The 11,142-nt window shown below is 68.0% G+C and carries 10 protein-coding genes and 1 pseudogene; 7 read left to right on the top strand and 4 right to left on the bottom strand.

The genetic code is table 11. The features are described from left to right. The 3 genes and pseudogenes from DBR34_RS21195 to tkt form a co-directional block, all read left to right on the top strand. Positions 1-216: pseudogene (locus DBR34_RS21195) on the top strand (protein BatD); the annotation flags it as partial. A 66-nt stretch (positions 217-282) separates the two neighbouring features. After that, positions 283-1,605 (top strand): dicarboxylate/amino acid:cation symporter, encoded by a 1,323-nt coding sequence (locus tag DBR34_RS02315; RefSeq protein WP_128095553.1) that lies wholly within the window; start codon positions 283-285, stop codon positions 1,603-1,605. 397 nt (positions 1,606-2,002) lie between these two features. After that, positions 2,003-4,003: a transketolase gene (gene tkt, locus DBR34_RS02310; RefSeq protein ID WP_128095552.1), complete on the top strand. Its 2,001-nt coding sequence runs from the start codon at positions 2,003-2,005 to the stop codon at positions 4,001-4,003. A gap of 127 nt (positions 4,004-4,130) precedes the next feature. Here tkt and DBR34_RS02305 read toward each other — a convergent pair whose 3' ends face one another. Together DBR34_RS02305 and DBR34_RS02300 are read right to left on the bottom strand one after the other, a co-directional pair. Next, on the bottom strand, positions 4,131-6,089 hold the full coding sequence (locus DBR34_RS02305; protein ID WP_128095551.1) for an acetyl-CoA hydrolase/transferase C-terminal domain-containing protein: 1,959 nt from the start codon (positions 6,087-6,089) through the stop codon (positions 4,131-4,133). A 31-nt stretch (positions 6,090-6,120) separates the two neighbouring features. Continuing rightward, positions 6,121-6,678 carry a flavin reductase family protein gene (locus DBR34_RS02300; protein WP_128095550.1) on the bottom strand — a complete coding sequence of 186 codons (558 nt, stop codon included), beginning with the start codon at positions 6,676-6,678 and terminating at the stop codon, positions 6,121-6,123. Between the two features lie 118 nt (positions 6,679-6,796). On the opposite strand from DBR34_RS02300, the gene DBR34_RS02295 reads away from it, so the two are divergent. Genes DBR34_RS02295 through DBR34_RS02285 form a run of 3 tightly spaced genes read left to right on the top strand, consistent with a single transcriptional unit; the run spans position 6,797 to position 8,944 of the window. Beyond that, positions 6,797-7,162 (top strand): BlaI/MecI/CopY family transcriptional regulator, encoded by a 366-nt coding sequence (locus DBR34_RS02295; protein WP_128095549.1) that lies wholly within the window; start codon positions 6,797-6,799, stop codon positions 7,160-7,162. Continuing rightward, positions 7,155-8,381, top strand: a complete 1,227-nt coding sequence (locus DBR34_RS02290; RefSeq protein ID WP_128095548.1) for a TonB family protein — start codon at positions 7,155-7,157, stop codon at positions 8,379-8,381. Before DBR34_RS02295 ends, DBR34_RS02290 begins: the two co-directional genes overlap by 8 nt. Positions 8,382-8,410: 29 nt before the next feature. Next, positions 8,411-8,944, top strand: a complete 534-nt coding sequence (locus tag DBR34_RS02285; protein WP_128095554.1) for a hypothetical protein — start codon at positions 8,411-8,413, stop codon at positions 8,942-8,944. Positions 8,945-9,044: 100 nt separating this feature from the next. Here the strand turns inward: DBR34_RS02285 and DBR34_RS02280 are convergent, their stop codons facing one another. Continuing rightward, on the bottom strand, positions 9,045-9,851 hold the full coding sequence (locus DBR34_RS02280) for an MBL fold metallo-hydrolase (protein ID WP_128095547.1): 807 nt from the start codon (positions 9,849-9,851) through the stop codon (positions 9,045-9,047). A gap of 10 nt (positions 9,852-9,861) precedes the next feature. Continuing rightward, positions 9,862-10,677 carry a S1/P1 nuclease gene (locus tag DBR34_RS02275; RefSeq protein WP_128095546.1) on the bottom strand — a complete coding sequence of 272 codons (816 nt, stop codon included), beginning with the start codon at positions 10,675-10,677 and terminating at the stop codon, positions 9,862-9,864. A 104-nt stretch (positions 10,678-10,781) separates the two neighbouring features. Between DBR34_RS02275 and DBR34_RS02270 the strand changes: the two genes are divergently transcribed. After that, on the top strand, positions 10,782-11,142 hold a 361-nt coding region (locus tag DBR34_RS02270), incomplete at its 3' end, for an amino acid racemase (RefSeq protein WP_128095545.1).

Genomic DNA, 11,142 nt, shown 5'->3' with positions numbered 1-11,142 from the left:
GTAGTGGGCCTGGAGGCCCTGCTGGCGCGGCTGGCCGACCCGGCCCAGCGCGAGGCGTTGCTGGCGATGCAGCGGGTGCGCTGGTCCGGCCAGGGCGGCGACGTGGCCGCCGCGCGCCAGGCGCTGCGCCGGGCCTTCCATGACGGACCGCACTGGCAGGCCGCCGCGGTGGCGGAAAACAATGGGCTGGCGCCTCTATATCCTTCGGGATCCTGATGTGCTGCCGGGCCCGCGCGCCCGGCTTTGCTAAGCTCGTTCAATTCTTTACAGGAAAGCTGCTACATGACTGAGGCCGCAACGACCCGCAAGAAACTGCCCTTGCACTGGAAAATGGGCATTGGCTTCGCGCTGGGCCTGGTGCTGGGCCTGATCGTGCATGCCGCCGGACCGGGCGTGCCTGGCCTGACCGAGTTCGCCAAGGGCGTGATGGCCTGGGTGACCACGCCGCTGTCGGGCCTGTTCCTCAACCTGATCTTCATGCTGATCGTGCCGCTGATCTTCTCGGCGCTGATCATGGGCGTGTCGGAGATGGGCGACATCCGCGCGCTCGGCCGCATCGGCTGGAAGACCCTGGCCTACACGGTGCTGCTGTCGGGCATCGCGGTGGGCATCGGGCTGGTGCTGGTCAACGTGCTCAAGCCCGGCGCCGGGGTGGACCCGCACGTGGCCGCGCAGATGCTCTCGGAGAATGCCGAGCGCAGCAAGGAAATCGTCGCCGGCATCCATGAAACCCCCAAGGGCATGGACATGCTGCTGTCGATCGTGCCCAGCAACGTGTTGCAGGCCGCATCGGACAATGGCGCGATCCTGTCGCTGATGTTCTTCGCGCTGATGTTCGGCATCGGCATGGTGCTCAGCGACGAGGAAAAGGTCGCCCCGCTGCGTCGCGCCGTGGAAGGCGTGTTCGAAGTGTCGATGACGCTGATCAACCTGGTCATCCGGCTGGCCCCGTACGCGGTGGCCTGCTTCATGTTCAACCTGGCCGCGCTGTTCGGCTTCGACCTGATCATCCGCCTGGGCGCCTACGTGGGCGTGGTGGTGCTGGCACTGGGCCTGCACATGGTGGTGACCTACGGCACGGCGGTGTGGCTATCCGGGCGTTCGCCGCTGTCGTTCTTCCGCGACACCCAGGAGGCCACGGTGATGGCCTTCTCCACCGCCTCCAGCAACGCCACCCTGCCGACCGCGCTGCGCGTTGCCGACCAGATGGGCCTGCCGCAGAAAGTATCGCGCTTCGTGCTGACCGTGGGCGCCACCGCCAACCAGAACGGCACCGCGCTGTTCGAGGGCGTGACGGTGATCTTCCTGGCCCAGTTCTTCGGTGTGGACCTGAGCATCGGCCAGCAGATCATGGTGATGGCGGTCTGCATCCTCGGCGGCATCGGCACGGCCGGCGTGCCGTCGGGCTCGTTGCCGGTGGTGGCGATGATCTGCGCCATGGTCGGGGTCAACCCGCTGGGCATCGGCCTGATCCTGGGCGTGAACCACTTCCTGGACATGTGCCGTACCGCGTTGAACGTCACCGGCGACCTGGCCCTGACCACCCTGGTGGCCAAGGGCGAGACCGAGGACAGCCCGGTGCCGGTGCAGGTCAGCCGCGACTGACCCCCCGGCGGGCGCGGCCTGCCGCGCATTCGCCCGCAGAACGCCTCGGTTCCGTCAGGAATCGGGGCGTTTTTCTTTCCACGGACGACGGGACGGTGGCGAACAAGCGCGGCTTCGCGCGAGTCCGGGGCCCTCCGCGGCCGGCAGGCACTTGGCAAAGTAAAGGAGGAGGTCGCCGCAGGCGGCCGGGGGACATTTGCACAAGGGTCACCCCGCCGCCAAGGGGCCCCGGACGCGCGCGCCACGCCCAAACGAGGTCGAGGCCCCACGTGAACAGCCCTGCACCCGCACACGGCGATTGTCATTCAGAAAGCCGACACCCGGCCTGACCCCGCCGGAGGTCTGTGGGACAATTGGCTGCCCGCAGCTCCGCGGGAGCCTCCCGACTCTCAGAACCATGACGCAGCCTACCCGCCGCCAGTTGGCCAATGCCATCCGCTTCCTTGCCGCTGATGCGGTCGAAACCGCCAAGTCCGGGCATCCCGGCATGCCGATGGGCATGGCCGATATCGCCGAGGTCCTCTGGAACGACTATCTCCGTCACAACCCCAACAACCCGAAGTGGTTCAACCGCGACCGCTTCGTGCTGTCCAACGGCCACGGCTCGATGCTGCAGTACGCGCTGCTGCACCTGAGCGGCTACGACCTGCCGATCGAACAGCTCAAGCAGTTCCGCCAGTTGGGCAGCAAGACCGCCGGCCATCCCGAGCACCATGAAACCCCCGGCGTGGAAACCACCACCGGGCCGCTCGGCCAGGGTCTGGCCAACGCCGTGGGCTTTGCGCTGGCAGAGAAGCTGCTGGCCCAGCGCTACAACCGCCCCGAGTACGAGATCGTCGACCACCGCACCTGGGTGTTCCTGGGCGATGGCTGCCTGATGGAAGGCATTTCCCACGAAGCCGCCTCGCTGGCCGGCACCTGGGGCCTGGGCAAGCTGGTCTGCTTCTGGGATGACAACCACATCTCCATCGACGGCAACACCGAAGGCTGGTTCACCGACAACACCCCCGAGCGTTTCGAAGCCTATGGCTGGAACGTGGTGCGCGGCGTCGACGGCCATGACCCGGACAGCATCAAGGCAGCCATCGACGGCGCCCTGGCGCAGTTCGACAAGCCCACCCTGATCTGCTGCCGCACCACCATCGGCTTCGGTTCGCCGGGCAAGGCCGGCAAGGAATCCAGCCACGGCGCGCCGCTGGGCAAGGACGAGCTGGAAGCCACCCGCAAGCAGCTGGGCTGGAACTACGGTCCGTTCGAAATCCCCGAAGAGATCTACGCCGGCTGGCGTGCCGGCGGTACCGGCACCCTGCGCCAGGCCGAGTGGGAACAGCAGTTCGACAAGTACGCCGCGCATTTCCCGGCCGAAGCCGAGGAACTGACCCGTCGCTCGCACGGCGAACTGCCGGCTGACTTCGTCGCCAAGGCCGATGCCTACATCGCCCAGGTGCAGGCCGACGGCCAGACCATCGCTTCGCGCAAGGCCTCGCAGTTGGCCATCGAAGCGTTCGCGCCGCTGCTGCCGGAACTGGTGGGCGGGTCGGCCGATCTGGCCCATTCCAACCTGACCCTGTGGAAGGCCAGCAAGTCGGTCGCCACCGACGACCCGAACGCCAACTACGTGTACTACGGCGTGCGCGAGTTCGGCATGACCGCCATCGCCAACGGCCTGGCGCTGCACGGTGGCTTCATTCCGTTCGACGCCACCTTCCTGGTGTTCAGCGATTACGCCCGCAACGGCGTGCGCATGAGCGCGTTGATTCCGGCGCACGCCATCCACGTGTATACCCACGACTCGATCGGCCTGGGCGAAGACGGCCCGACCCACCAGCCGGTGGAGCACCTGGCCTCGCTGCGCTACATCCCCAACAACGATGTGTGGCGCCCGTGCGATGCGGTCGAGTCGGCGGTCAGCTGGAAGTCGGCGATCACCCGCACCGACGGTCCGAGCTGCCTGGTGTTCAGCCGCCAGAACCTGCCGCACCAGCCGCGCAGCACCGAGCAGGTCGCCCAGATCGCGCGCGGTGGCTACGTGCTGGCCGACGCCGAAGGCGGCGTGCCGGACGTGATCCTGATCGGTACCGGTTCGGAAGTGGGTCTGGCCGTGGCCGCCAAGGCCGAGCTGGACGCCGCCGGGATCAAGACCCGCGTGGTGTCGATGCCGTCCACCGACGTGTTCGAGCGCCAGGACGCGGCCTACCGCGAGTCCGTGCTGCCCAATGCCGTGCGCAAGCGCGTGGCGGTGGAAGCGGGCGTCACCGGTTTCTGGCGCCAGTACGTGGGCCTGGACGGTGCGGTGATCGGTATCGACACCTTCGGTGCCTCGGCCCCGGCCGAAGCGCTGTACAAGCACTTCGGCATCACCACCGAACACGTGGTGGCGGCCGCCAAGGCACTCTGACGCACCGCGTTCGATGATGTCCATGTAATCCAGAAGGCCGGGCATTGCCCGGCCTTCTGCATTTGACCGGTAGTGCCGGCCGCTGGCCGGCAACCCCTATCTCGCCGGTTACAACCGCGCACGACGCTCAGACCGCGGCGGTCCGCGCCAACGCCAACCGCACCAGCCGGGCTTCCAGCCGTTCGCCAAACGTCGCGGGCGCATCCAGCGCCATCCGCTGCAGGTACACCGCGTCGCCATCGCCGGCTGGCTGGCGCAGCGCGGCCCACACCGTGCGCAGCTTGCTGCCGCGCGTCTGCGTGTTCTGCTTCAGCCAGCCCAACGCCTTCACCAAGTGCTGTTCGACCTCGGTGAAGTCGCTGCCCAGTGGATAGTCCGGCAGCAGCCCCGACTGGCGGAACGGTGCCAGTGCGGCACTCACCGCGCCGGCGGTATTGCGCTGTTGCCAGTGCGATGGGGCCACGAATGCCGCGTCCAGCTTTTTGGCGGCCTTGGCGGTCTGCAGCAGCGTGTCCTGGAAGGCTGCATCGGTGATCGCGGTCATGCCGGTCACGCAGTCCTCGTCGGTCAGGTTGCGCAGGTCGGCAATGCCGTACTCGTTGATGTAGATGTCGCGCAGGTGCCGCGGGATGGTGGTATGCCCGTAGTTCCAGCGCACGTTGGACTGCACCTGCCCCTTGTCCTCACGCACCGCGCGGAACATCAGCGCGCTGCGGGCTTCGGGCAGCGCATGGGCCATCGCCACGAAGTTGTACTGGCCGCCCACGCCCGACACCACGCGCCCGTCTTCCAGTGCATCGGACGCGGCCGCGCCCAGCGCGGTGGCGATCATGCAGGAGTTGAAGAAACGGGCATGGCGGCGCTGCACGCGCTCCAAGGCCTCATTGCCCCCGTACAGCTGGTTGATCTCGCTGATCCGGCGCATGCCGATCGCGCCGCGCTCGTCGTCGGGCAGGTCGCGCAGCCACTGGTAGAACTCCGGCGAGCCCAGGTAGAACGCACCGTGCAGGTATTCGCCTTCGGCCTCCAGCGTGGCGTGGTCGATGGTCAGGGTGCTGCCGTTCTCGATGCGCTGCATCAAGCCCAGATCGTCATGCACCTTGCGCCGGATCACGCCGGTCTGCACCAGCCGTCGGAAGCCCTCGTTGAGCATCTCGCTGCAGCCATACAGGCCGATGTCGAACGGGGCCAGCCCGCCGCATTCCAGCACGGTGGGGTGGCTGGCCAGGCTCGGATCCAGCGCGTGCAGGATCTGCCGGTAGCGGGCGTTGTCGGTGTGCCGCAGCACCAGCGCGTGGCTGATGGCGTCGGCCAGCGTGCCGATGCCGATCTGCAGCGTGCCGCCATCGCGGACCAGCGCGCTGGCATACAGGCCGATGGCGTAATCGGCGTCGCTGACCGGTTGCCGCGGCAGCCCGAACAGGTCGGGGTAGGGCGGCGGTGGGGTGATCACCAGGTCGAAGAAGCTCACATCCACCGTGGCCGAGCCGCCGAGGTAGGGCAGCTGCGGGTCGATTTCGGCGATCATCAGCGGACGCGGCAGGCCGCGTGCCACCATCGCGTCCAGGGTGTCCTGGGTGATGTCGTTGTTGCACGACAGCGACAGCCGGCGGTCGTCCGGGCGCATCGCCACCTTCTGCACGATGGCGTGCGGCGCGCGCTGCGCCACTGCATCGGCAGCGTGGGTGTAATTGAGGCTGGTATAGCTGCGCTGCGCCTGCGAGGAGCCGAGCAGGGCGCCGGACTGCATGTAGAACTCTTCCACCTGCACGTGCGGCGGCAGGCGGTCGCGGACCATCGCATCGGCATAGGCCAGGCGCGGGAAGTCGTCGCCGAAATGGCGCTGCGCGAACGGCGCCATGAAGCGCGCTTCCAACCCGCCGGCGGCTGGCTTGGGCGGGTTCAACGACAGCGCGGTGTAGATCTGCAGCGGCCGTGTCGGGTCGTTCTCGACCCGGGCATACAGCGCGTTGAGCAGCCGATGCGGTTTGCCCAGGGCCAGCGGCGCGCCGATGCGCAGCGGGCCGTCCACCCGCTGCAGCAACCAGTCGGTGGCCGCGTCGAGGTCGGTAAGGTGATCGGTCATCCAGCGCCATCCTGCAGAGTCATGCGGGCCATTACAGCATTTCCGGTTTGAACAGACGGCGACGCGAGACGTCTGCGCCGGACACCATGAACTGGCCATCGCCCCGGTAGTGCACGGTACGCGGCCGTTTCGGCGCCCGCGCGACATGCGCCTTGACCACTTCCCAGATGAAAAGACCGTGCCGCTTCACCTGGCTGGCATCGTGCAGCCGGCATTCGACGCTGGCCGGGCACTGGGCCAGCAGCGGCGCGTCCACGTCGTGGGCGGGGGTCGTGTCTAGCCCGAAGCGTTCGAACTTGTCCACCTCGGCACCGCTGCAGTTGCCGATGCCCACCACGGTGTCGAGCAGGTCCACGGTGGGCAGGTTGATCACGCACTGGCGGCTGCGCCGGATCAGCTCAAAACTGTGGTTGCCGCTGGAAATCATCGTACCCAGCAGCGATGGCGTGAACGCCAGGACCATGTGCCAGCCCAGCGTCATCACGTTGCGCTGGCCCTTCCACGCCGAACTGACCAGCACCACCGGACCGGGTTCCAGGAAGCGGCGTACCTCGTCCACCGGGTAGTCCAGCTTTCGGTAGCGTTTCATCGCAGGCTCCGCAGGCAATGCCCCGATCCTCGCAGCGGCCGCATGAACCGATCGTCGAAGGGGTTGACACCCGATTCGATTACGGGCGTAATCGGTTCGTCGATTACGGATGTAAATGATGACCCAGATCAGCGAAGCCGAAGCGGTGGTGATGGACGTACTGTGGCGCAGCCACCCGCTGGGCGCCGACGAGGTGGTGGCCGCCCTGGCCGCGCGTGACTGGGCCGAACCCACCATCAAGACCCTGCTCAACCGGCTGCTGACCAAGGGCGCCATCAGCGCCAGCCGCGACGGCCGCCGCTATCTGTACTCGCCGGTGCTGCAGCGCCAGGCCTGGGTGGCCGAGCAGAGCAGCGGGATGCTGGACAAGTTGTTCGACGGGCGCGTGGCACCGCTGGTGGCGCACTTCAGCCAGCGCGGGCAACTGAGCGCGCAGGACATTGCCGAACTGAAGCAGCTGATCCAGGCACTCGACCATGGCTGATCTGATCACTCTCATGCTGCAGGCCAGCGTATGGCTGGCGCTGGCGGTGCTGCTGCTGGCGGGTGCGCGGCCGCTGTTGCTGCGCCTGGGCGGGGCGGCGCTGGCCTATCGCAGTTGGTGGCTGCTGCCGCTGGTGCTGGCGGCGTTGTGCCTGCCATTGCCGTCCGCGCCGATGGCCGATGCGCCGTCCATGCGCGTCATCGCAAGCGCCTTGCGCGGCCCGGTGGTGCCGACCGAAGCGGCGGTGTGGCCGGTGCTGCTGCTGGCGGTGTGGCTGGCCGGCGCACTGGTCATGGCGCTCGCCAGCTGGCGCGCACAGCGCCGGTTCGAGCGCGCGATGGGCCCGCTGCAGCCCCGTGAGGATGGTACGTGGCAGGCCAGTGCCGACCCGGGGCTGCCCGCACTGGTGGGGCTGTGGCACCCGCGCATCGTGGTGGGCCCGGCCTTCGAGGTGGATTTCAGCCCGGCCGAACAGGATCTGATTCTGCAGCACGAACGCAGCCATCGCCGCCATGGCGATCCGTGGGCCAATGCCGCGCTGGCCGTGCTGCGCTGCGTGTTCTGGTTCCATCCCCTGCTGCCGTGGGCGGCGCGTCGGTTCCTGCGTGATCAGGAGCTGGCCTGCGACGCACGCACGGTCGACCCGCATCCGGCCCTGCGCCGGCTCTACGCCAACGCCCTGCTCAAGGCGCAGTTGGTCCACCCGGTTGCACCGATGGCCTGCCACTGGCGCAGCCAACCGATGTTGAAGGAGCGTATTGCCATGTTGAAGGAACACAAGCGGAAAGCACTGCCGTGGATGACCGGGCAGGTACTGGTGATGGGGCTGTGCGTGGGGATGGGAACAGTGGCGTGGGCCAGCCAGGGCGTTGCAGGCGCAGGGCCGTCGCCCCATGCCGGGCCCGCCGCGCTGGCCAACGCCGCCGCAGGTGACGGGGATGCCGAAGCCCTCACCACGACGCCGCCGACCTATCCCAAAGCGGCCTTTGACCAGGGGCTCTCCGGCAAGGTCGTGCTACGCGTGGAGGTGGATGCCAGCGGCAAGGTGGGCAATGTCCGCGTCCTCAGTTCGACCCCGGCCGGCGTGTTCGACGCGGCTTCGGTGGCAGCGGCGAAAGGGTGGACCTTCAAGCCGGCGCGCCGGAATGGAACCGCCGTTGCCTCGGCGTTGAAGATCCCGATGACGTTTGAATTGAATGCGTCGGGCCCGGCGCAGTGAAGCAGGGTCTGCTGGCCGTGACGCTGGCGATGCTGGTGGCCGGGTGTGCTGGTCACCAGCAGCTGACCACGGTGGACACGCGCGCCGAGAACGTGAACCTGCAGCGCCTGCGGAGTGAGGGGGACGGCGGCGCGGGGGCGGTGCAACCCTATCAGCTGCAGCCCAGCCAGGGGTACCGGATGCCGCAGTTGTACAACGCGCCCGATCCGGCCTTGGGCGACCGCGACCCACGCCGTGAGCTGGCCCCCACGACGATCTGCCTGCAGGTGGTGGTCGATGCCGACGGCCGGGTGGAGCGCAGCCTGGCGCTGCTTGACCGGGCCGAATGCCGGGCCGGCGGCTTGCCCGAGAACGCGCCGCTGGTGGAAGCCGCACAGGCGGCGGTGGCGATGTGGCGTTACGCGCCTGCGGCGGTGTGCGACTACCCCGCCGGGTCCGCGCAGAAGGATCGCAGTGACTGCGCCGGGGCCGACCGCATCGAACCGGTGCCGGTGAGCCTGCTGTATGCCTTCACCTTCGAGATCGTGAAAGGCAAGCAGACCGTGCAACGCCAGGGCCGGTAACGCCACGCGATACCCCAAGGGGGGTAGAGCCACCCCATGGGTGGCTGGGCGCCGAACGTGGCCGGATGGGGGCAGCGGGGCAGAGCCCCGCTCTACGGGGTTACCGCGCCGGGCCGCCCTGGATGTTGGCCTTCACCGAGGGGTGCATCAGCTTCGGTTCGGGCAGCGTCGCATCGCGTTCCTGCCGGGTGGCGACGAAGGCCGCCTCGCTGACCCCATCGCGCAGGTGGATGTTGCGCGCGCGCTGTTCGCCGATGGTGGTCTGGTTGGCCACCTCGCGCCCACCGGGGCCGTAATCGTGGCAGATGAACACGCGCGTTGCATCCGGCAACGCCAGCAGGCGCTGGATCGAGCGATACAGCTGCGCCGCATCGCCGCCGGGAAAATCGCAGCGGGCAGTGCCGCCGTCGGGCATGAACAGCGAGTCGCCGGTGAACAGCGCATCGCCGATGCGGTAGGCCACGCTGTCACTGGTGTGGCCGGGCACCGCGATCACCTCGGCCTGGATATCGCCCAGTGCAAACGGCTCGCCATCGGCGAACAGGTGGTCGAACTGCGATCCATCGGTGGGCACCTGCAGCGCGTACCGCGGCGCGAAGGTTTTCTGCACTTGCACGATGCCTTCGCCCATCGCCAGCGTGGCCTGTGGCCACCGCTGCTTGAGCCAGCGGCCGGCGCTGACGTGGTCGGCGTGGGCGTGGGTTTCCAGCAGCCAGCGCACCTGCAGCGCGTTGTTCTGCACATGTGCCAGCAGCGGCTGCAGCGGCCCGGCACCCAGCGCGTCGGTGTCCGGGTCGTAGTCCAGCACCGGGTCGATCACCGCGGACTGCAACGTCGCTGGGTCATGCACCACGTAGCTGAAAGTATGGCTGTCGGGGTGGAAGAAACTGGCGACGTGCAGTGACATGGGGATTTCCTCAGCGTTTGCCCAGCGTGGCGTTGAGCAGCACGGCCAGGCGTTCGCCGGCCAGGCGCAGCTCCTGTTCCGCCACCGGGCGGTAGGTCGCGGCATACTCCGGGGCCAGCGTACGCTTGCCCGGGTAAACGCCAGGTGCAATGGCGATGCGGCAGCTGGCCTCGGCCCATTGCACTGCGTCGCTGTTGATGCTGGAGCGCTTGCCCAGCTTGGGCGCGGGCAGGGCCAGCAGGCGCGCGAGGTACTGGTCGTCATCGAGCTTGAGCTCGTTGAGCATGCCGCTGTCCCACAGCGAGTGCAGGTTGGTGCCGCGGTTGTTGAACTGCACCTGGAAATCGTTGCCGCCCTTGTCGTGGCCGTAGCCGGCATGCATGGGCTGGTGGATGTCCCCGGTGAAATGCACCACGAACTTCAGCGCTTGGGCGCGCTCGGCATCGCTTTTGCTGCGGTCGCCCAGGATGGCGGTCTGCGTCTTCAGCGCTTCGACGATGCAGTTGCCGCCCTTGCAGTGCTTCTGTGCTTCGTAGTGGCAGTTGTCTTCGCCGATGTTGACGTAATGCCAGCCGGCCGAACGCTTGCCCAGGCCCGGGTCCTTGGCGCGCAGCTGGTCGGCCCAGGGGGCGATGGCATGCAGGGTGGGATCGGGCTCGCTGGCGAGCAGGCGGTCCACTTCGGCCTGGGCAGCCGGGGTGAGGCGCGTTTCGGCAACACGGGCGACCAGACGGTGGCCTTGTGCGCCCCAGGCCAGGGCATCGGTGGAAACAAGGGTGAGGGCCAGGGCAAGGGCCGTGGCCGGCATCAGGGAGGCGATCTTCATCGGCCCCATTCTAGCGGGCTGCCTGCGGGGCGGCTTGGCCGGATCTGGCTGGCGGCACGGGTCGGCGATAGGCTGGCGCCTGGACGACTACGGGAGCAGCGGCAGTGCAGAAGGTCTTGGGCCTGATCGGCGGAATGAGCTGGGAAAGTTCGGCGCACTACTACCGGATGATCAACGAGCAGGTGCGCGATGCATTGGGCGGGATGCATTCGGCACGGCTGTTGATGTGGTCGTTCGACTTCGCCGACATCGAGGCGATGCAGCGCGCCGGCGACTGGGCCGCAGCCACCCGCGCCATGGTCGAGGTGGCGCATACCTTGGAGGGGGCCGGCGCCACCGCGCTGGTGATCTGCACCAACACGATGCACCTGATGGCCGATGAGGTGCAGGCGGCGGTGGATGTGCCGTTGCTGCACATCGCCGATCCGGTGGGGGAGGCGATCCGCGCGCTGGGGCGGGTGCGGG

Source organism: Stenotrophomonas sp. HMWF003 (assembly GCF_003061285.1).
Lineage (GTDB): Bacteria > Pseudomonadota > Gammaproteobacteria > Xanthomonadales > Xanthomonadaceae > Stenotrophomonas > Stenotrophomonas maltophilia_AP.
The sequence above is the reverse complement of the archived record's forward strand: the minus strand, read 5'-3'. Positions and strand labels throughout refer to the sequence as shown.

Excerpts from the sequence above, each read along its gene's own strand:
- DBR34_RS02275 (WP_128095546.1), bottom strand. The coding sequence starts at position 10,677 with ATGAAGATCGCCTCCCTGATGCCGGCCACGGCCCTTGCCCTGGCCCTC.
- tkt (WP_128095552.1), top strand. The coding sequence starts at position 2,003 with ATGACGCAGCCTACCCGCCGCCAGTTGGCCAATGCCATCCGCTTCCTT.
- DBR34_RS02315 (WP_128095553.1), top strand. The coding sequence starts at position 283 with ATGACTGAGGCCGCAACGACCCGCAAGAAACTGCCCTTGCACTGGAAA.
- DBR34_RS02280 (WP_128095547.1), bottom strand. The coding sequence starts at position 9,851 with ATGTCACTGCACGTCGCCAGTTTCTTCCACCCCGACAGCCATACTTTC.
- DBR34_RS02305 (WP_128095551.1), bottom strand. The coding sequence starts at position 6,089 with ATGACCGATCACCTTACCGACCTCGACGCGGCCACCGACTGGTTGCTG.
- DBR34_RS02285 (WP_128095554.1), top strand. The coding sequence starts at position 8,411 with ATGCTGGTGGCCGGGTGTGCTGGTCACCAGCAGCTGACCACGGTGGAC.
- DBR34_RS02290 (WP_128095548.1), top strand. The coding sequence starts at position 7,155 with ATGGCTGATCTGATCACTCTCATGCTGCAGGCCAGCGTATGGCTGGCG.
- DBR34_RS02300 (WP_128095550.1), bottom strand. The coding sequence starts at position 6,678 with ATGAAACGCTACCGAAAGCTGGACTACCCGGTGGACGAGGTACGCCGC.
- DBR34_RS02295 (WP_128095549.1), top strand. The coding sequence starts at position 6,797 with ATGACCCAGATCAGCGAAGCCGAAGCGGTGGTGATGGACGTACTGTGG.